Annotated in this window: 20 protein-coding genes and 1 tRNA gene; 11 read left to right on the top strand and 10 right to left on the bottom strand. The window is 64.4% G+C overall.

Features of this window, described 5'->3' with window-relative positions:
• Window positions 1-22: 22 nt before the first annotated feature.
• Together ACVW16_RS05245 and ACVW16_RS05240 are read right to left on the bottom strand one after the other, a co-directional pair.
• Entirely contained in the window at window positions 23-1,273 is a 1,251-nt protein-coding gene (locus tag ACVW16_RS05245; RefSeq protein WP_456735554.1) for a multidrug effflux MFS transporter, read from the bottom strand.
• Between the two features lie 144 nt (window positions 1,274-1,417).
• Window positions 1,418-2,905, bottom strand: coding sequence for a hypothetical protein (locus ACVW16_RS05240; RefSeq protein WP_456802242.1), 1,488 nt, complete (start codon window positions 2,903-2,905; stop codon window positions 1,418-1,420).
• A 351-nt stretch (window positions 2,906-3,256) separates the two neighbouring features.
• Between ACVW16_RS05240 and ACVW16_RS05235 the strand changes: the two genes are divergently transcribed.
• Window positions 3,257-4,555: a hypothetical protein gene (locus ACVW16_RS05235; protein ID WP_456735552.1), complete on the top strand. Its 1,299-nt coding sequence runs from the start codon at window positions 3,257-3,259 to the stop codon at window positions 4,553-4,555.
• Between the two features lie 8 nt (window positions 4,556-4,563).
• Here the strand turns inward: ACVW16_RS05235 and ACVW16_RS05230 are convergent.
• Window positions 4,564-4,652 (bottom strand) — tRNA-Leu (locus ACVW16_RS05230).
• Between the two features lie 169 nt (window positions 4,653-4,821).
• Between ACVW16_RS05230 and ACVW16_RS05225 the strand changes: the two genes are divergently transcribed.
• A complete protein-coding gene (locus ACVW16_RS05225; RefSeq protein ID WP_456735551.1) occupies window positions 4,822-5,232 on the top strand; it encodes a twin-arginine translocation pathway signal in 411 nt (136 codons plus the stop codon).
• Here the strand turns inward: ACVW16_RS05225 and ACVW16_RS05220 are convergent.
• A complete protein-coding gene (locus tag ACVW16_RS05220; RefSeq protein WP_456735550.1) occupies window positions 5,210-6,430 on the bottom strand; it encodes an FAD-dependent monooxygenase in 1,221 nt (406 codons plus the stop codon). The genes ACVW16_RS05225 and ACVW16_RS05220 overlap by 23 nt on opposite strands.
• Before the next feature lie 19 nt (window positions 6,431-6,449).
• Window positions 6,450-6,695, bottom strand: coding sequence for a zinc-finger domain-containing protein (locus ACVW16_RS05215; protein ID WP_007602543.1), 246 nt, complete (start codon window positions 6,693-6,695; stop codon window positions 6,450-6,452).
• Window positions 6,696-7,013: 318 nt separating this feature from the next.
• On the opposite strand from ACVW16_RS05215, the gene ACVW16_RS05210 reads away from it, so the two are divergent.
• Window positions 7,014-8,150, top strand: a complete 1,137-nt coding sequence (locus ACVW16_RS05210) for a hypothetical protein (protein ID WP_456735549.1) — start codon at window positions 7,014-7,016, stop codon at window positions 8,148-8,150.
• A gap of 35 nt (window positions 8,151-8,185) precedes the next feature.
• The gene (locus ACVW16_RS05205; protein WP_456704300.1) at window positions 8,186-8,941 is read left to right on the top strand and encodes an alpha/beta fold hydrolase; all 756 of its coding nucleotides are present in this window, start codon (window positions 8,186-8,188) and stop codon (window positions 8,939-8,941) included.
• Here ACVW16_RS05205 and ACVW16_RS05200 read toward each other — a convergent pair.
• Window positions 8,927-10,300 (bottom strand): hypothetical protein, encoded by a 1,374-nt coding sequence (locus tag ACVW16_RS05200; protein ID WP_456704299.1) that lies wholly within the window; start codon window positions 10,298-10,300, stop codon window positions 8,927-8,929. The two genes, ACVW16_RS05205 and ACVW16_RS05200, sit on opposite strands and share 15 nt — an antisense overlap.
• Window positions 10,301-10,576: 276 nt before the next feature.
• On the opposite strand from ACVW16_RS05200, the gene cysE reads away from it, so the two are divergent.
• From cysE to ACVW16_RS05185, 3 genes are all read left to right on the top strand, one after another.
• Window positions 10,577-11,401 (top strand): serine O-acetyltransferase, encoded by an 825-nt coding sequence (gene cysE / locus ACVW16_RS05195; RefSeq protein ID WP_456704298.1) that lies wholly within the window; start codon window positions 10,577-10,579, stop codon window positions 11,399-11,401.
• 124 nt (window positions 11,402-11,525) lie between these two features.
• The gene (locus ACVW16_RS05190; protein ID WP_007602550.1) at window positions 11,526-11,744 is read left to right on the top strand and encodes a DUF3126 family protein; all 219 of its coding nucleotides are present in this window, start codon (window positions 11,526-11,528) and stop codon (window positions 11,742-11,744) included.
• Window positions 11,745-11,836: 92 nt separating this feature from the next.
• Window positions 11,837-13,072 carry an FAD-binding domain gene (locus ACVW16_RS05185; RefSeq protein ID WP_456735548.1) on the top strand — a complete coding sequence of 412 codons (1,236 nt, stop codon included), beginning with the start codon at window positions 11,837-11,839 and terminating at the stop codon, window positions 13,070-13,072.
• 119 nt (window positions 13,073-13,191) lie between these two features.
• Here the strand turns inward: ACVW16_RS05185 and ACVW16_RS05180 are convergent, their stop codons facing one another.
• Window positions 13,192-13,911 carry a hypothetical protein gene (locus tag ACVW16_RS05180; protein ID WP_456735547.1) on the bottom strand — a complete coding sequence of 240 codons (720 nt, stop codon included), beginning with the start codon at window positions 13,909-13,911 and terminating at the stop codon, window positions 13,192-13,194.
• Between the two features lie 219 nt (window positions 13,912-14,130).
• Between ACVW16_RS05180 and ACVW16_RS05175 the strand changes: the two genes are divergently transcribed.
• From ACVW16_RS05175 to ACVW16_RS05160, 4 genes are all read left to right on the top strand, one after another.
• Window positions 14,131-14,460 (top strand): DUF6949 family protein, encoded by a 330-nt coding sequence (locus ACVW16_RS05175; RefSeq protein WP_092228601.1) that lies wholly within the window; start codon window positions 14,131-14,133, stop codon window positions 14,458-14,460.
• Window positions 14,461-14,544: 84 nt separating this feature from the next.
• Window positions 14,545-15,075, top strand: a complete 531-nt coding sequence (locus ACVW16_RS05170; RefSeq protein ID WP_456704295.1) for a gamma carbonic anhydrase family protein — start codon at window positions 14,545-14,547, stop codon at window positions 15,073-15,075.
• A 200-nt stretch (window positions 15,076-15,275) separates the two neighbouring features.
• A complete protein-coding gene (locus ACVW16_RS05165) occupies window positions 15,276-15,518 on the top strand; it encodes a hypothetical protein (RefSeq protein ID WP_456735546.1) in 243 nt (80 codons plus the stop codon).
• A gap of 86 nt (window positions 15,519-15,604) precedes the next feature.
• Entirely contained in the window at window positions 15,605-15,970 is a 366-nt protein-coding gene (locus ACVW16_RS05160; RefSeq protein ID WP_456735545.1) for a hypothetical protein, read from the top strand.
• Between the two features lie 199 nt (window positions 15,971-16,169).
• Here the strand turns inward: ACVW16_RS05160 and ACVW16_RS05155 are convergent, their stop codons facing one another.
• The 3 genes from ACVW16_RS05155 to ACVW16_RS05145 all read right to left on the bottom strand — a co-directional run bounded on the left by ACVW16_RS05155 (window position 16,170) and on the right by ACVW16_RS05145 (window position 18,592).
• Window positions 16,170-16,664, bottom strand: a complete 495-nt coding sequence (locus tag ACVW16_RS05155) for a hypothetical protein (RefSeq protein WP_456705321.1) — start codon at window positions 16,662-16,664, stop codon at window positions 16,170-16,172.
• A gap of 312 nt (window positions 16,665-16,976) precedes the next feature.
• The gene (locus ACVW16_RS05150; protein WP_456704292.1) at window positions 16,977-17,708 is read right to left on the bottom strand and encodes an aspartate/glutamate racemase family protein; all 732 of its coding nucleotides are present in this window, start codon (window positions 17,706-17,708) and stop codon (window positions 16,977-16,979) included.
• Between the two features lie 5 nt (window positions 17,709-17,713).
• Entirely contained in the window at window positions 17,714-18,592 is an 879-nt protein-coding gene (locus tag ACVW16_RS05145) for an ABC transporter permease (protein WP_456704291.1), read from the bottom strand.

The following is an 18,592-nucleotide window of genomic DNA, read 5'->3' as shown; positions in this document are numbered from 1 at the left end:
ATCGATGGGCGCACGAGGTTCCTCACACGATGGGGCGGTGCCGAGGCTTGAACAGCCGCCCCTTCTCGACCACCAGCACGATCGCGAGCGCGGCAAGCGTCGACAGGAAGAAGCCGACCGAGAACGGCAGCAGCGTGCCGTCGAAGCTCTGGCCGATCGCTGTTCCGACCACGATGCCGATCAGCGTGGTGATCGAACCGTAGAGCGAGGAGGCGGTGCCGGCGATGTGACCCTGCGGCTCCATCGCGAGCGCGGTGAAATTGGCGACCATCATGCCGAACGAGAACATCATCAGGGCCGACAGCACCATGAACAGGGACAACGGCAAGATGCCGAGGATTTCGCTCAGCAGCATTGCGGCCGCGACCAGAGTGTAGAGCGTCAGCGCGCCATGCGAGATCACGCGCATTCCGAGCCGCCCGACCAGCTTTGCATTGATGAAGCCGGCAAGCGCGGTGCCAGCCGCGATCGCGGCAAAGGCGAGCGGGAAATAGTGGCCGAGATGATAGATGCCGGTGAACACCTGCTGCGCCGAGAAGACGAAGGCGAACAGCGCGCCGATGACGCAACCGGCGGCCGTTGCATAGCCGATGGTCTGGCGGTGGGTGACGGTCTGCCGGAAGGCCGAGAACACGTCGGCGGGCGCGAGCGACCGGCGGTCCTGTTCGGGAAGGGTTTCAGGCAGCCGCAGCACGCTCCATGCCAGTGCGAGCAAGCCGTACAGCATCAGCACGACGAAGATGCCGCGCCATTGCGTGACCAGCAGCACCGCCTGTCCGAACGACGGCGCGATCACAGGCACGGCGATGAACACCATCATCGCAAGCGACATCACGCTTGCCATGCGACGTCCGGCATAGCAGTCGCGCACGATCGAGGTCGCGATCACGCGCGTTGCCGAGGTGCCGAGGCCCTGAAGCGCACGGGCGAGCAGCAGGGTTTCGAACGAGGGCGCCGCGACCGCCAGCACGCTTGCGACCACGTAGACTGCCATGCCGCCGAGCAGCACCGGCCGTCGTCCGAACCGGTCCGACAGCGGGCCCATGACGAACTGCCCCGCGCCGAAGCCGATCAGGAAGGTCGACAGCACGAGCTGGAGATGGTTGGCATTGGGAATGTCGAAGGCCGCGCCGATGTTGGGCAGCGCCGGCAGCATCATGTCCATCGCAAGCGGATTCAGCGCCATGATGGACGCGATCACGATGACGAATTCGGGAAACCCCATGGGGCGGTGTCCGGCGGACACCCAATCGTCGGCATTGACGTCGGACAAGCAGCTCACCTCTGATTTCAGAGGGTATATCTAAAGCCCGTGCTGCATCGCACAACCCATGTTTCGGGATGGCTGTCCGGCGGGACTCCGGACGGACAACAAATGGTGAAGACGCGGCCGATGGAGGCGTTGAGCTCAGCCCAGCTACGGCTTGACGTAAACGCTCACATACTGGCCCGCATAGTTTTCGCGCCAGCCCCGTCTTTCCACCAGGAACTGGCGCAGCTGCTTGTGATCCTTCACCCAGAGCACCGCATCGATCCGATATTTGTCGATGATGGTGTCCCAGGCCGTCTCGTCGATGTCTTCTCGGACCAGCTTGAAATAGTCGTGCAGCAGATCGTCGGGATAGGCCGTCGCCGCCCGACCGTCGACGAACAGGGGCACCGCGCCGCGGGTGTAATAGATCAAGAGCCCGCCAGCGTTCCAGTGGTTCAGGAGCCGCGCATGAGGCAGGTGCGCCTTGAGGTGGTCGGCATCCTGTTCCGACACCATTTGCGGAAGTTCGAGCTCCGGCGCCACATGCAGGAAGATCATCGGCAGCGCGAGCGCCCCGGTCAGGCCTGCAATCAGCAGTGATTTCTGAATCTCGCGCGCCGGGGGGCTTCCCGGCAGGAACTGATCGATGTGGAGGGCCAGCGGGAGTGCAGAAAACAGGAAGAAGAAGGACATGTACCTGAATTGATAGAAGCCCAGCAGGAGGAAGAGCCAGGCGAGCAGTCTCGACTGCAAGGGAATGGGAGACTGCCGTCCGCGACACACCTCGAGCGCTACAAAGGCCGCCATGTAGATCATGCCGGGGATGCTTCCGGGCATTTCAACATTGTGGGAGTAGGGCAGCCATTCGCCGATGTTGGCCTGCACGAAGTGGCCCATCGTCGCCGTCACGCCGTCATAGATGCGCCAGCCCAGCGGATTGACGAGCACTGCGGCCGCGCAGCCTAGTCCCGCAAGGCCATATCGTTTGCAGCGCGGCCAATCCTGCTGAAGCAGAGCGGTGCCGCAGAACACGCCGATGACGAGGAATCCGATCAGGAAGCCGCCGTGCAAATTCACCCAAAGCACCATCATCGCGGGCAGCAACAGCAACGATTTGGTTCCCGCGAGGCACGCCCTGTAGAAGACCACGCAGAACAGCATCGTCGCGACGTTGGGCGAAGCGGCGAGATAGATGTTGGGGGCCGCCTCATAAGCGGGATAGAGCAGGCCCGCAGCGAAGACGGCGATGCAAACGGAGATCGCCGAAGCTCCGCGGCTCAGACAGGCGGATGCAAGACATCCGACGATCATTCCGCCGCACGCCACCACGAGCAGAACGAGACCCGTCAGGCCGGTCGATTGCACCAGCCGACTGGCGATCACGTCCCAAAGCCAGGAGAGATTGAACCACTGCTTGTCGCCGAGGGTGAACGACCAGGGGTCCTGGAAGGGAATGGCCGCGTGCGCTCGGATCAAGTCGCCGGCGGCGAGGTGCCATCCCAGGTCATAATGACCAAGCAGGAGCGATGCATTGGATAGGTAAAAGGCACAGGCAAAGGTGATCAGGAACGCATAGGTTCCGAAGGTTGACCTGGACTGGACGGTGCCGGAGCTGCCGTCTTGCCTGCTGCTCCAGCTCGCGCGCGCATCCATCTCGGTCCCTTACGGTGGAAACGGACGGTCAAAGGTCCGCGATGCTTTTGGGCCTGCTCGTCCGGAAGCAGACTTGCTACGCTGTAGAGTGCAATAATCTAAGGTTGTGTAAATCGAAGCTGTGACAACGCGGTTCCACGACGGAAAGAAAGGTCGTTGGTTCATGATTTCCGCTGTGCCCCCCAGGTCGGCAACGGTCGATTCACCATAGGAGCAGGACCGCACCCCGGTGAGATGAATCCGCAATTGATCCCGGCCATTGTGCCGGAGGGGCGCCACCCGGAGCGTCGGCGGAAACAGGCCATCAAGGCAAGCATCAAAGTGTCCGATATCACCAGTCCCGCACGATGGATGCGGTCATCCGAGAAGACCGCATGGCGGAAGACCTGGCTTGCCTGTCTCGTCGGCCTGGTCGCGTTCCTGGTGTTCGCCAATCTCGCCGGCGACGCTGCGCTGGATGTCAAATACGGCTGGGATATTCGCGTCAATTGCGCCGCGGTCGATGCGCATGTCGACGGGCTGGATCCGTACTACGTCAAGAATCTGAAGGGCACCAAGCTGTCCTATCCCTACCTGCCGCTGACGCTGGACGTTTTCCGTCCGCTCTGCGCGGGCGGCTTCTTCGTCGGTCACTACAGGAGCCTGTTTCTTGCGCTTGCCGCGCTCTGCGCGTTGCTCTTGCCAGGTCTTGGCCGGACGCGTCTGAGTGCGCGCGAGGTTGCACTCAGGGGGCTCTGCGCGCTCGGCGCATTCATCGGTTACGAATGGGTGCAAGCGACGGGAAATTTCGCGATTCTGAGCGGCCTGCTTACGGCGATCGCGTTGCAGCTTTTGCTTCGTCCCTCTGCTCCTGGAGCGACGCAGGATCCGAGCTATCCCCTGCGGCTCGCCGGCGCTGCGTTGCTCGGTCTCGTGACGTCGTTCAAGCTGGTGTTCTTGCCCGTGTTGGCCGCGCTCTATTTCCTGCCGCTGCGGCGTGGTCCGAAGCTTGCGTTGATCGCGGTGGCCGCTTTCGGTTTCGCATTGCCGATCCTCATCTCGCGGCTGCTGTACCCCGACCTGTTCGCGAGCTGGCAGCTTGCAATGGCGGGACAGATTCCCGACCAGCACGTGGTCGATCTCTTCGAGATCAATCCATCGTTGTTGCTGCTTGCGCGGAACCTCATGGATCATGCCGGCCTTGGCGGCAGCAAGACAGCGGCATTCGCGGTCTACGCGCTGTTTGCATCCGCTCTCGTGCTCGTGCCCTTCGTCGTGTCCGTCCTGCGCCTGGTCGACGGCCAACCGGCGCGGGAAGGCGGATCGCTGCTGGCGCGACTGGATCGCGGGCTGATCGATCATCCCCGCACGGCCATGCGTATCACTGTGCTGGCGATGTTTGCGCTTTATCTCAGCTCGCCGCGCCTGAAGGAATATGCCTATTTCGAGCTCGCGCTTTACGCTGCGATACTCGTCGTCGATCTTCCGGCCCTGGCACTCGCCGCATTTGTCGTCGTCGGCCTCGCCTTTCCGGCAGTGATCTCGCTCTTGGGAATGGCATTCGAGGGCAGCTTCATCCTCCTCATCATTGCCCTCCTTGGCTACTGGATCCTGTTGCTGGATTTCCGCGCCGACCCGAAGCGCCTCGAGACGGAAGGCGCGCAATCGTGACGAATCGCTGGTGCGGGCAGCCGGGGTCGAACCGGCACAGCGCTTGCGCACCGAGGGATTTTAAGTCCCTTGCGTCTACCAATTCCGCCATGCCCGCTTGATCCAACGAGATCAAACACTTAAGTCCCGTCCGGCGATCTGGAATCGAGGCGTTGCGCCGGAGGCGTGTCTTCCTTAAGCGAGCCGGCGGCACAAGGCAAAGCCTCAATCCGGACATCTGGCCCTGCTTTAGGCATTCTCAATTCACGGGGACTATTTTTCTGCCCATGCTTGTTTCGCATTCCTTGTCCCTGCGCCTCGGTTGCGCGGCTGCCGCGCTGGTCGTGGCGGGCTTCGCACTGTCCGGCTGTGCCGGCGTGAGCGAGACGATCGCTCCGGCCTTTGCCGATCCCGCCAGATACGAATTGTACGACTGCAAGCAGCTCGAGGCGGAGCGAAAGTCGCTCGCCAACCGCACCGTGGAATTGCAGAAGCTGATGGACAAGGCCGAGACCGGCACCGGCGGCGCCGTCGTGTCCGAGCTCGCCTATCGCAACGACTACGTCGCGGTGCGCGGTTCGGCGCAAATGGCCGAGGACGCCTGGCGCCGCAACAGGTGCCGGGAGACGCCGCCTGACGCAACGCCTGCTGCCGCGACCCCGCAGCGGCCGGACATCAAGCCCGCTCCGAAACGCTAGGGCGCCAGCCGTAGATCCAGTCCTGCCGGGCCAGCATGCGGTCTGGGCCAAGCGCTCGGATCGCAAGATCGCGCGCGATCGCGAACGGGCCGCCCAGATGATAGATGCGGCCCTGCTGCCGCGCGGTGCGCTGCACCTTCCTGACACGCGCCTGACGCGCCTGACCAAACCGCTTCAGCGCCGCCGTGACGCCGGCCGCATCCTGCGCGTCCTCGAGGCTCAGATGCCGGGCCAGCACCGCGGCATCCTCGATCGCCATGCCCGCGCCTTGGGCGGCGAACGGCAGCATCGCATGCACGGCGTCGCCCAGCAGCGCGACCGGGCCCTTGCTCCACGGGCAGCCCTCGGGCACGCCGAACAGCGCCCATTTGCGCCAGCTGTCGACGGCGGCCAGCATCATTCGCGCGGTCGGCGGCCAGCGCGGTGCGGCGAATGCCTCCATCACCTCCAAGGGATCGCCTGCCGCGCTCCAGCCCGGCCTGTTCCAGGTCCCCGGCAGCACCGCCACCACGTTGAGCTGGCGGCCGCCCGCGATCGGATAGGTGACGAGATGGGCGTTCGAGCCCATCCAGAGCTGCACCCGCCGCGCCGTAAACTCCTTCGGCAGCTGCGTGGCATCGAGCGTGCCGCGCCAGGCGATCAGCCCGGAGAAGCGCGGCTGCACCTCGGGAAAGAGATGCTGGCGGAGCGTGGACCAGATGCCATCGGCGCCGATCAGCGCGCTGGCGAGATCGCTGCGGCGGATGGTCCCGCTGCGATGGACCACCGTCAGTCCCTTGGCGTGGGGCGCGACATCTTCGAATGTGGCCCCCAATTTCAAATCGATATCGGGATGGTCTGCGACCGCGCCTGACAGCGCCGATTGCAGGTCGGCCCGATGCATCACCCAATAGGGAGCGCCGGCGCGCGCCGAGGCGGCCTCGCCGAGCGGCATCCGCAGCACTTCGCCGCCGGTGCGCGCACTCATGATCGAGACCGCTTCCGGGACGACCGCGCGCAGCTTCAGCCGCTCCGTCAGGCCGAGTTCGACCAGCACGCGGCTGGCATTGGGGGAGAGTTGCAGGCCGGCGCCGATGTCCTCGAGCCGCTCGGCCTTTTCCAGCACGACGATGCGGAAACCGCGCTGCGCCAGTGCGAGCGCAGCCGTCAGTCCTCCGATACCGGCACCGGCAATGACGATCGTTCGCGGGAGGGCCACCCCTGACCGAAGCGAACGGTCAGGCCACCTTGTCCTTCAAGACGCATTCGGGGGGGCGGGCTTCGCCCGCCTTCAGGTCGGCGGCGAAGCGGTACAGCGTCGAGCAGTACGGGCAGATGATCTCGTTGTCGTTGCCGAGGTCCAGGAACACATGCGGATGATCGAACGGAGGATTGGCGCCGACGCACATGAACTCTTGCGAGCCGATCTCGATGACGGGGACACCGGCATCGTTATGGAAGTGCGGGACGACATGGTCGGACATCGTAGTTCATCCTGGAGTGGCAATGGCGGCAGACACAATCAGCGGTGACGCGGCATATTATTGACGCCGCGGACCATACTGATGGGTGCAGGTGATTGCTAGCCCGGCGGAACCGAAAGGTTCGCAATTGCCCCATGCTCATTTGCTCATGCAAATTCGACACAATCTTGTCGCCTCAGAGAAGCCCTTCTTTCGTCGGGGACGTTGTGTCGCAATTTTGGCATACCATGTCTGTGGACACGCGAAATCGTGACGAAAGACCACCATCGGGCGCAAAGACCCGCGCAAGTGATCCAGCGAATGTCCAGGGCTTTCAGCATGAAGTGGCTGCGAATCAGCTCAGCATTGACGGGCATTGCTGCATGCAGCCTTGTACTCGCCCAAGTAGTGCCGCATGCCCGGCAGGCCGGCGCTGTTCTCGCCGTCCAGGATGATCCGGCGGCCCTGTCCGAACTCAAGCTCGATGCGGCCCTCGCAAACAACGACCGCCTGGTTCAGGACAATATCGAGGCGGCGCTTCACGCCGGTGACGCCGATCTCGCCGACAGCTTTGTCGCGCTCGCACGGGATCGCAACATCGCGCTGCCCGACGATCTTCTGAGCCGGGTCGCCGATGCCGTCAAAGTGGAAAATTCCTCGGCGCATTTCGCCAGGCGCTTTGCCACCGGGCTCGTCACCGGCAATGCCGACGACGTCGCGAGCCTGTCCGGGACGGTGGCCGGCGATCTCTTCGTGATCGGCGATATCAGGGACGTCGTGCGCGAGGGCAAGCATCTCGCCATGGGCGAGGACACCGACCGCCTGGTGCTTGGCCTCGCCACCGCAGGCCTCGCGGTGACAGCCGTGACCTACGTGTCGGCCGGCGGCGCGGCGCCTGTGCGCGCCGGGCTGACGCTGGTGAAGGATGCCCGCAAGGTCGGACGGCTCGGCGAAGGTCTCGCCGCATGGGCCGGCCGCTCCGCGCGCGAGGTGGTCGACGCGCCGATGCTGCAGAACGCCGTCGCCTCCGGTTCGGTGCTGCGGCCGGGAGAGACCATGAGCGCGATCAAGGCCGCGTTCCGCGTCGAGAAAGCCGGCGCGCTGGTCCGGCTCGGCAAGGATGTCACGCGTGTCGCCGAGAAATCAGGTGCGCGCGGCGCAATGGATACGCTGCGGATCGCCGAAGGGCCGAAGGATGTTTCGCGCGCGGCGCGGCTTGCGGAAGCGCAAGGCAGCAAGACGCGCGCGATCATGAAAGTGCTCGGCCGCGGTGCGCTGCTGCTCGTCGGCGGGGCGTTCGATCTCACGCTGTGGCTGTTCGGCGCTGCCCTGACGCTGTTCGGCCTGCTGTCCTCGATCAAGGCGACCGCCGAGCGCCTGACCCAGGCCTGGTGCGATCGCAGGCGGGCGCGGCGGCTCCGCCGGGCCCAGGCTGCGGCCGAGGCCGCTCTGGCCAGTGCGGCCGCAACAGCCTAAGATCAACTCTTCCTCCCAACAATCCGGAACTGCTGATGCCGAGCTTTCACAACGGCGCCGTTGAAATTGCCTATCTCGACGAAGGCGAGGGCGATCCGATCATCCTGGTGCACGGCTTTGCCTCGAGCAAGAACGTGAACTGGGTCTATCCGACCTGGGTCTCGGAGCTGCGCAAGAACGGCCGCCGCGTCATTGCACTGGATAATCGTGGCCATGGCGAGAGCGCAAAGCTTTACGATCCCGCGCAATACTCGATTCCCACCATGGCCGGCGACGTGCTGGCGTTGATGGATCATCTCGCCATCCCGCAGGCCGACATCATGGGCTATTCGATGGGCGGGCGGATGACGGCCTGGCTCGGCCTCAACGAGCCGCAGCGGCTGCGCTCGGCGATTCTCGGCGGCATCGGCATCGGCGGCCTGATCGAGGGCACGGGGCCCGGCGAGAACGTCGCGAAGGCGCTGGAGGCGCCCTCGCTCGGCGACGTCGGCGATCCGGTCGGCCGCACCTTTCGTGCGTTTGCAGACCAAACCCGTTCCGACCGGCGTGCGCTCGCCGCCTGCCTGCGCGGCACGCGCGAGCTCATGACCAGGCAAGAGGCCGCGCGGATCGACGTGCCGGTGCTGATCGCGGTCGGCTCGACCGACGATGTTGCGGGTTCGGCCAGCGCGCTTGGCGCGATCATCCCCGGGTCGGAAGTGCTCGATATACCGGGCCGCGATCACATGCGGGCCGTCGGCGACAAGGTCTACAAATCAGGCGTGCTCGACTTCCTCTCACGCCGCGGCTGATTCGTCGTCCGCTGGTTCACCGCCGATCGATCGAAACAGCGCCATCAGCACCACGAAGGTCGCCACCCACACCATCCGTGCGCCATAGCGGTCGTGCGGGCCCGAGATCACGCCGCAGATGAAGGCATTGCCCAGCAGCGCGAGCGTCACGGACGCCGCGAGCAGCGACAGGTCGTCGAGCCTGCGATGGGCGAGCGCATGTCCGAGCAGCGCGAGCAGTCCCAGCATCGAGACCAGCGCGACCGGGACGTGCAGCCAGTTGACGTAGTCGAAATTGAGGCCCCAATGCTGCTGGCGTGCCGCGCGCATCGGCGCGACCTGCCCCGGGATGTAGCGTTCGATGATGCCATAGGTGTGCGGGATCCAGACGCTGGCGCCTTCGCCGGTCGCCACGTGGAGCAATTGCTGGCCCATCGCCCGCAGCGCCGCGCCGGCCTGCCAGACCGGATAATCGGCGAGCGATCGCACGACGATGGTGCCCATCTCGTCATTGAGCCCGTCGAAGCGGCCGAGCGTGTTGAACATGCTGTTGCCCCACAGGAATTCGTCGGCCGTCGCCGGCAATTCGTTGCGATAGGGACAAAGCTTGAAGTCCTCGCGCGCGCAATGGTCATCGAGGAAACGCGCCACGATGCCGTCCTGCATCATGCGGCCGAAGGCGACGCCGTAGCCGCCGGGTGTCCAGGCCCATTTCCCCGACAGAGCGTGGTTGGCCGACAGCAGCATCAGGCTGCCGGCTATGATGGTCATGCTCGCGTAGGCCAGCCCGGCGATCGGGACGCGACGTCCGAGCAACGGCCGCGCCATCCAGCCGGCCACGCAGAGCCCGAGCAGCACGCCGAGCGTGGCGCTGTGGGTTGCGGCGGCAAAGGCGGTGAAGACGAACAGCGAGATCTTTTCGAGCACCGATGTCCGCGGTCCGCCGATGACGAGCAGGAACAGCGACAGGATCGAAAGGCCCGCGAAGATGTCGGTGAGCAGCATGCTGGCGAGCCAGGGCAGGGCCGTCGACAGGATCAGTAACAAGCTGATCGCGACGAAGCGGAACGTCTGCATCATCGAGAGCACGCGCAGCGTCAGCTGCAGCAGCCACAGCGTCGCCAGCGACTGCACCGCGAGGTTGATCCAGAACCCGAAATTCTCGCCATAATGCAGATAAAGGCCGAAGACCGTGGAGCGGCTGGGAACGAGATAACCCTCGTACCAGCGCGCCAGATAGCCGCCGGTATCCCACTGCAGCAGCGGATAACCATTCCAGAACGCCGGTGCGATCATGAGGAGGGGCAGAGCCACCGCCGCCAACCGCAGCCAAAGGGTACCCGCGGCGCGCGCGCGCAATTGATCGGTGGTGATGCTCAAGATTGCTCCGTCCTCGTGCCGACCATGCCCGCAATAGTGGTTGAGGCGAAATTCACCAATAGTTTGACGCCGCCCGGCTTGAATTTGGCGAAACTCTGACCACTTTGAGCCGACCTCGCCGCTCGGGGGCGTTCTGGGAAACCTTTGTGTTTCAAGGCGTTGGCATGCTTCTGCGGGGCAAGGTGCTGTTCACTCTCAGGCAAGCCCGTCAGGACTTTGTCGTCTAGACTATGCTATAGAGCCAGCCAAACGAGCCAATTCGAAAGAGCAGATTCCATGGCAGTGCATCAGGTCAATCCGGGAGGAAAGCTCGCGACGCTCGATCCGATCTGGGATCGGATCCGCGGCGAGGCCGAGGACATCGTCCACCGCGAGCCCGAGCTTGCGACCTTCATCTACTCGACCGTGCTGCATCACAGCCGCCTGGAAGATTCGGTGGTCCATCGGGTCGCCGACCGGCTCGATCACTCCGCGCTGTCGGGCGATCTGGTGCGGCAGACCTTCGACGAAGCCTTGCGCGACGATCCCGATTTGGGCAACGCCTTCCGCGCCGATCTCGTCGCCGTTTACGACCGCGATCCCGCCACCTCGCGCTTCATCGATCCCTTGCTCTATTTCAAGGGCTTTCACGCGCTCCAGACCCATCGCCTGGCGCACTGGCTCTATCTGAAGGGCCGCAAGGATTTCGCGTATTACCTGCAGAGCCGCGCGTCGGCGGTGTTCCAGACCGACATCAATCCGGCCGCGCGCATCGGCCGCGGCGTCTTCCTCGACCACGCCACCGGCTTCGTCTGCGGCGAGACCGCTGTGATCGAGGACGACGTCTCGATCCTGCATGGCGTCACGCTCGGCGGCACCGGCAAGGAGAACGAGGATCGCCATCCCAAGATTCGTCATGGCGTGTTGATCGGCGCCGGCGCAAAGATCCTCGGCAACATCGAGATCGGCCATTGCGCGCGCATCGCGGCCGGCTCGGTCGTGGTGAAGCCGGTGCCGCACAACGTCACGGTCGCCGGCGTGCCGGCCAAGATCGTCGGCGAGGCCGGCTGTGCCGAGCCGTCGCGCACCATGGACCAGATGATCAACGCGATGGGTCTTTGAATTCGTGAGCTCGAGGGCCGGATTCTCCGGCCTTTTCGTCCCCCAAATTCTTTGGCAATTCATGCTGGCGGTTCGTCGCGTCTCGTCCTAAAACCCGCCGACCAATTTTGATCGGAGACTTGCCGTGGACGTCAAAGAAGTCAGAAAGTTAGATGCGTATCTGAAGCGCGTATTCGGCAATCCCAAGATCCGCGTCGTGCCCCGGCCGAAGAAGGACGATTCCGCCGAGGTCTATATCGGCGAGGAGTTCATCGGCGTGTTGTTCGTCGACGACGAGGATGATGATCGCTCGTTCCAGTTTCAGATGGCGATCCTGGAAGACGATCTGGTCGATCAGGAGTAGGCCGGCCGGTGACGTGACGCGGAACTCCGCGGTCATCATTTGGTGATTGACGCGGCGGTGTAATCGGTCGCCGCCCGTCCCATATTCCCTTCATGAAATCTGTGCTGATCTCCGGGGCGGGGATCGCGGGGCCGACATTGGCCTATTGGCTGCAGCGTGCCGGCTACGTGCCGACGCTGGTCGAGCGTGCGCCCGCGCTTCGTCGCGGCGGCTACGTCATCGACTTCTGGGGACTGGGTTACGACATTGCAGAACGCATGGGGCTGCTGCCGGCGATCAATCGCGCCGGCTATCACGTGCGCGAGATGCGCATCGTCGACGATGACGGCGGGCGCGTTGCCGGCTTCGGCACACGCGTATTCGACGAACTCACGGGTGGACGTTACGTCACGCTGGCGCGAAGCGATCTGTCGCGCTTGCTGTACGAGGCATCTGCCGATTCCATCGAGGTCCTCTTCGGCGACGAGATCGTCGCGCTCGAGGAGCGGGCCGACGAGGTCAGGGTTCGCCTGCGGCGTGGTGGAGAGCGCCACTTCGATCTCGTGGTCGGCGCCGACGGTCTACATTCACAGGTACGGCGTCTTGCCTTCGGGCCGCAACAGGCTTTCGAACGGCATCTCGGCTACGGTGTCGCCGCATTCGAGACCGACGGTTACGACAGGCGCGACGAGAACACGTACCTCATGTACGCCAAGCCGGGCCGCATGATCGGGCGCTTTACCCTGCGTGATGACCGAACGCTGTTCGTTTGCATTTTCACCGGTGACACCGATCGATGGCCCGCCACGGTTGCCGAGCAGAAGGCGAAGCTGCGTGACGTCTATCGCGCCGCGCGATGGGAGTGGCCGGCGATCGCCGGCGAACTGGATCGTGCGAACGAGTTGTATTTCGATCGTGTCAGCCAGATCGAGATGGACCGCTGGTCGCGAGGGCGCGTTGCCCTGATTGGCGATGCGGCCTTCTGCGTGTCGCTGGTCGCGGGGCAGGGCTCGGCGCTCGCCATGATCTCCGCCTACGTGCTTGCCGGTGAGCTCGCACGCGCTGGCGGCAGCTACTGCGAAGCATTCAGCGCCTACGAGACGCGATTGCGGAGCTATATCTCCAGGAAGCAGCGCGGAACGAAGCGCTTTGCCGCTGCCTTCGCGCCGAGGACGTCGCGCGGCCTGTGGTTTCGAAACCAGGTCGTCAGGGCGTTCTCGTTGCCCGGTGCGGCCAGACTTGTAGTCGGCCGCGACATCGCGGACAGGCTGGATCTGCCGGACTATCGCTGGGAGGAGCGCGACGAGGGAGCGACTGAACTGCGCGGGGGCCGGGGGATCGTGCGATGATGCCATCGTGCCCCTGTTTTGCCCGACGGGTCAAGTCATAATTCGGTAAATACGAACCGTCGCCGGCCCCGGCTACTGTGCATGGGGTTGTTTTCGACTTTTTGTTATCGAGGCCGCGCTTACGCCTTCGGCCCGAGCAACTGCGCGGTCAGCTTGTCCATGGCGTCCGCGACGTCGCGCCATTGCGACAGCCAGCTGCGCGGAAAGCGGAAGGTGAGGTCGGCGCCGTCGACGCGGCGCTCCGACAGGCACATCCCGGGTGTGGCTGCATCGCGCGTGCAGCGCGCAGTCAGCGCGGGGCTGGTGGCGGAATAGAGATCCTCGCTGCCATAGGGCGTGTCGCTGCGGAACGGGCGCATCGTCAATCCATCGGCAGGTGTCGTCACGGACTGGTCGAGATAGTGGGGATAGATGGTCGCGGTGCGTTGCTCGGGCGAAAGCGCATCGTGATGTGCCGCGATCGAGAGGAAGATGCGGTCGATCGGCTGCATGGCCGTGTTGACGGTATCGGCGGTCACATGCGTCGGGCCGCTCGGTGCGTCGAGCGAGGGATAGAGGAAATCGAGATCGATGCGCTCCTGCGGTCCGGAGTGCCGCTGGATCTTCATCCGGATCGCGGAGATCGGCAGGTTGAACAGCGTCCCGCCGACGCTGACGGGCAGCTTGTCCGGCGCATCAACGCCGCCCGGGCTCCAGGTCGGCCACAGCAGATAGGCGACCAGCGCGACCGCACCCGCCGCGAACACGCCCGTGAGCGCGAGCGGGACGAAATGCGCCCGCGGGCGCGTTCTTGCGCTTGCCTTGGGCGAGCGAGGGGAGGTTGCCGAAAACACCGTCATGACGTCACGCAAATGGGCCGGGTCGGCCGCTGGCCGACGAATCACCGGCGAATATGGCACGTGACGGCGATTTCGCGGAACGTTCCGATCCTGCCGGGAACAAGGCGGCTCTGCGTCGGGCGGGGGCGCCGTTAACCTTCGCTTAAGGATAATGTAGCGTTAACCGGCACGATTTGTCACAGGAAGGCTCCTCGCGTTGCGTATGGGCGGACTGTTCCGATGACACCTGAAGCTCTCAACACCTTGTTCGCGATCTGCATCGGCTTCGCGCTCGCGGGCGCGCTCGCCAATGGATACCAGGCGATGTCGCAGCGGCCCGCAGGTTTCGGGCTGTTGCAGGAGGGCGTCGCCCCCCGGACATTTGCAGCGGTGCCGTTCCTGGTGTTTGCCGCGCCCTTCATCATCATGCGCAACACGCTGCGCGGCATGCGGCTGGAAAGCCGCCGCTTCGAATTCGTGATGATGGCCACCGTCATTGCCGGCTTCTGGAGCATGATGAGCGGCACTTTCTTCCTGATGACGCTGCGCGCCACCGGCGTCCTGGGCTGACGTTTGCAGGGGGCCCGCTGCGGCGACCTTTGCCTCCGCGCCGTCGTTTCGCTATGGCTGGGTTTGACGCGACAGGAGACCTCCATGGCGATCTACGAGCTCGACGGGCAGGCGCCCGATCTTCCCTCTGACGGCGACTATTTCATCGCGGAAACTGCGACCGTGATCGGCCGCGTGCGCTTGAAGCCGGGTGCGAGCGTCTGGTTCGGTGCGGTGCTGCGTGGCGACAATGAGTGGATCGAGATCGGCGAGGGCGCCAATGTGCAGGACGGCTCGACCTGCCACACCGATCTCGGCTTTCCGCTGGTCGTCGGCAGGAACTGCACCGTCGGTCACAACGTCATCCTGCATGGCTGCACCATCGAGGAGGGCGCGCTGATCGGCATGGGCTCGATCGTGATGAACGGCGCGAAGATCGGCCGCAACAGCATCGTCGGCGCCGGCTCCGTGATCACCGAGGGCAAGGAATTTCCCGAACGTTCGCTGATCATCGGCTCGCCCGCGCGCGTGATCCGCACACTCGACGAGCCCCAGGTGCAGAAGATGGGAAGTGCGGCGAGGTTTTACGTCGCCAACGGCCCGCGCTTCAAAAAGGGCCTCAAGCGGATCGGCTGAGGCCATGCCCGGTGATCGGGCCGGGCCCGAGTTGGTGCGGCCAAGCAGTTCGCCGATGGTCCGGTGCGCCGTCACCGTGAACTCGCCGAGGCCGTGGACGAGAACCGCTCGCCGCGGGCTATCTGTTCATGCTTGAGCTCGTCGCGCCGGCTTGAACGTCGTCGTGATGCGGGCCTCGGTGTTGGCCCGCCTGTCCGACATTGTGCAACGAGCGCGACCAGTTCAACGACAAGTACCAGGCCAAGAAGTGGCAGCTCGCCGCCGCGATCAACAGCATGCCGCAGGGCCTGATCATGCTCGACGGCAAGGCCGCCGTGGTCGCAATGAAGGCCAACAAGAGCCGATTGTTCAGCGGCGACGTCGCGAAATATGTCGCGGCGGTCCTCGACCGCATCGCCAAGCGCGAGATGTCACCGCGGCTGCCGACGCTCGCGCGGAAGTGAGCCGGCGCGCCTATCATCAAATCCGGAGTGACACTAGCTTGCACCTGTTTTGAAGTGTGGAACGTGTCCACGCGGAGGGTGAGTTGATGTTACGCAAGATGATCATGGCCGCGCTGGCCGTCGCGGCAGTCGGCCTCGCAGCGCCCGAGGCGGCGCAGGCGCGGGCTGGTTTCGGTGGCGGCGGCCATTGGGGTGGTGGTGGCCATTGGGGCGGCGGCTGGGGTCACGGCTGGCATGGCGGCGGTTTCTGGCCCGGTGTCGCCCTTGGTGCCGGTATCGCGGGCGCCGGCTATTTTGGTGCCTATGGCTATGGCTACCCGTACTACGGCGACCCCTATTATTACGGCGCGGGATATGACGATGGCGGCTATGGCTCGCAGTGCTACCTCGTGCGGCAGCGGGTCATGACGCAGTGGGGCTGGCGCGTTCGCCGCGTTCAGGTATGTGAATAAAGCCGGCCGATTGAGGCAGCAGAATACGGAGCCAAAAAACAAGGCCGTTGACGCAGTATACCGTCAACGACCTTGCCAGCCCCGGATATTGAAATCGGCTCACGCCATCCGGTATGGGCCAGCATCGCGCGGAATCATACGGGCGAGTGTGATCCATTTCACATCTGACAAAAATAAAAGCCCGTAGCGAGGGATCCAATCAGCCGCTTGCGCGTTTGCGGGCGCTGGCATGGACACGGTGGCGCGCCGGTTTCCTCGGGGTAACTGCGGGCGCGTCAGCCTCGTTGGCGCGAACACTGGCAAAGGATTGCCGCAACCCGTCGATGGCGTCGTTCAGATTGGCCACCTGTTCTGACAGGCGCTTGGTGTCGGCCTGTTGCGAGGCGAGCAGCCGCTTCATGGTCAAAAGCTGGTCCTGAACGACCTGGAGCTGGTCGATCGATTCCTGTTGGGTCGCCTCCAGCCCCTTGGTCTTCTCGACGAGTTGCTCGGAGGCTTGCGCCGCCCGCACCTGGAGCTGCCGCGACGCGACCGCCCGGTCCGTTTCGGGGGCAGCGCCGGTATAAGCCCGCCAGATCGCGATCGAGGTGACCCCGGCGATCAGCAGCAGCAGCGCGGCAGCCGTCAACGCGATCGGCTGGGCGCCGAGGCGGACGAATGGATTGGACGGTGTGTCCTCTGCGAGATCGATCATCGCTGACAAAACCCAAATTGAAACTTGGCGAGTGGCGAAGAGCGGCAGCACGAGAAACAGGGCAGCCGGGACGTCCCGAAAGGGTTACCGTTCAGCAACAAATGGGACGAAAAGGTGGCCGTCGGTGGAAAAAACGCGATTGACCAGAGGGACGGCTCCTGCGACCGAAGTCACCGGCCGAAGAAGAAAACGTGGACCTGTTGCTCTACCAGGTCGCGCGCTCCATGACATCGGTGGCAAAGACGAGTAGGCCGACGAGGCCGGTGCCGGTCACCGGCGGTCTTCGCCTGACGGACCATCGGCGGGGCCAGGCTAGGGCTGGAATGGCGCGAACGGACCGGCATAGGGCTTCGGCCTCGGCGCCGCGTACGGGCCGAGCCGCGAGGTCTTCAACCCGAGCCGCACCAGTCCCTCGGCCAGCGTCACCGCAGCCGCGACGCCGTCGACCACGGGCAGGCCGTGTGTGTCGGCGAGTTCGGCGGCAAGATCGGCCATGCCGGCACAGCCGAGCACGATTGCTTCAGCACGATCGTTTCGGATCGCGGCGGTGATCTCCGCGGAGATCTTTCCAAGGGCGTCTGAGTTGCGCTCTTCGAGCGCGAGCACAGGGACCTCGGCGGCGCGGACGCGGGCGCAACGCTCGGCGAGGCCGTACTTCCGCAGATTATGTTCGATCGGCACGATGGAGACACCGAGCGTCGTCACCACGGCAAAGCGTGCGGCGATCAGGCTTGCGATGTGGAAGCCCGCTTCGCCGATACCGATGACAGGCGCTTGTGCCGCCGCGCGCGCGGCATCGAGGCCGGTGTCGTCGAAGCAGGCGATGATGTGGGCATTCGCGCCGTCGCGGTCGGCCTCGCGGATGCAGCCGAGCATGCCCGGGACGGCGAAGGCCTCGTCGTAGAATCCCTCGATCGAGACCGGGCCCATCGCCGGCTGGCGCGCGTCGATCACGGTATCGGGCAGCGCGACCGCCCGTGCCGCTGCGGCGATCTTCGCCGTCATCGACGCGGTGGTGTTGGGATTGACGACGTGAAGCCGCATCGCGATCAGAGGAGTCCTTTGCCGGCGTCCGAGCCCTTGGCCGCCTGGCGCTTGTTGAGCATGTGGATCGTGCCGAGCGCGAGCGCGATCACAGCGAAGGAGACCGCGGAGATGATCGTGCCGAGCGCATAGATGTCCGGGTTCGTCACTGTCGTGGTGAGGCCCTGGAGATCGAGCGGCAATGTATTGACCGCACCGATCGCCTGGCTGGAGCGCGCGAGTTCGTCCCAGGACAGCGTGAAGCCGAACAGACCGATACCGATCACCGACGGCAGGATGATCGGCAGCACGACATGGCGGAACGTTTGCCACGGCGTCGCACCGAGATCGCGTGCGGCCTCCTCGAGCCGGGGATCGAAGCGGTTGAAGATCGCGAACATGATCAGCAGGCCGAACGGCAGCGTCCAGGTCAGATGCGCACCGAGACCGGAGGTCAGCAGGCCCATCGATGTCTCGAAATTCTCGTTCCAATGCGCCTTGATCAGATCGTCGATGATACGGAATTCAAGCGAGATCCCGAGCGAGGTGATGATCGAGGGCACGATCAGGCTCGCAATCGCCGAATAGAACAGAATGCTCTGCGCCCTGAACTTCCTGCGGAAGGCCATGCCGGCGGCAATCGACAGCACGACCGTGACAGCCATCACGATGACGCCAAGCAACAGCGAGCGGCGGAAGGACGCGCCGAGATCGATGATGCCGGTGCCCTGGAACAGCTTTGTCAGCCAATAGGTCGACACGCCGTTCATCGGGAAGGTGAGGCCACCTTGGGGCCCCTGGAACGACAACACGTAGATCGCAATCATCGGGCCATAAAGAAACAGCACGTAGGCTGCGAAGAAGATCGCGAGAATATAGAAGCTGCGGGGGCGCCCTTCCTTCAT

It is taken from the genome of Bradyrhizobium sp. USDA 4474, from assembly GCF_054057515.1.
Note: the sequence above shows the minus strand (reverse complement) of the source record. Positions and strands in the feature narration are given on the sequence as shown.

Bases quoted from the DNA above. Each gene is read 5' to 3' on its own strand.
- ACVW16_RS05175 (WP_092228601.1), top strand. From the start codon at position 14,131: ATGACACCTGAAGCTCTCAACACCTTGTTCGCGATCTGCATCGGCTTC.
- ACVW16_RS05180 (WP_456735547.1), bottom strand. From the start codon at position 13,911: ATGACGGTGTTTTCGGCAACCTCCCCTCGCTCGCCCAAGGCAAGCGCA.
- ACVW16_RS05145 (WP_456704291.1), bottom strand. From the start codon at position 18,592: ATGAAGGAAGGGCGCCCCCGCAGCTTCTATATTCTCGCGATCTTCTTC.
- ACVW16_RS05225 (WP_456735551.1), top strand. From the start codon at position 4,822: ATGCTTGTTTCGCATTCCTTGTCCCTGCGCCTCGGTTGCGCGGCTGCC.
- ACVW16_RS05170 (WP_456704295.1), top strand. From the start codon at position 14,545: ATGGCGATCTACGAGCTCGACGGGCAGGCGCCCGATCTTCCCTCTGAC.
- cysE (WP_456704298.1), top strand. From the start codon at position 10,577: ATGGCAGTGCATCAGGTCAATCCGGGAGGAAAGCTCGCGACGCTCGAT.
- ACVW16_RS05215 (WP_007602543.1), bottom strand. From the start codon at position 6,695: ATGTCCGACCATGTCGTCCCGCACTTCCATAACGATGCCGGTGTCCCC.
- ACVW16_RS05210 (WP_456735549.1), top strand. From the start codon at position 7,014: ATGAAGTGGCTGCGAATCAGCTCAGCATTGACGGGCATTGCTGCATGC.
- ACVW16_RS05240 (WP_456802242.1), bottom strand. From the start codon at position 2,905: ATGGATGCGCGCGCGAGCTGGAGCAGCAGGCAAGACGGCAGCTCCGGC.
- ACVW16_RS05150 (WP_456704292.1), bottom strand. From the start codon at position 17,708: ATGCGGCTTCACGTCGTCAATCCCAACACCACCGCGTCGATGACGGCG.
- ACVW16_RS05185 (WP_456735548.1), top strand. From the start codon at position 11,837: ATGAAATCTGTGCTGATCTCCGGGGCGGGGATCGCGGGGCCGACATTG.
- ACVW16_RS05235 (WP_456735552.1), top strand. From the start codon at position 3,257: ATGCGGTCATCCGAGAAGACCGCATGGCGGAAGACCTGGCTTGCCTGT.
- ACVW16_RS05205 (WP_456704300.1), top strand. From the start codon at position 8,186: ATGCCGAGCTTTCACAACGGCGCCGTTGAAATTGCCTATCTCGACGAA.
- ACVW16_RS05155 (WP_456705321.1), bottom strand. From the start codon at position 16,664: ATGATCGATCTCGCAGAGGACACACCGTCCAATCCATTCGTCCGCCTC.
- ACVW16_RS05160 (WP_456735545.1), top strand. From the start codon at position 15,605: ATGTTACGCAAGATGATCATGGCCGCGCTGGCCGTCGCGGCAGTCGGC.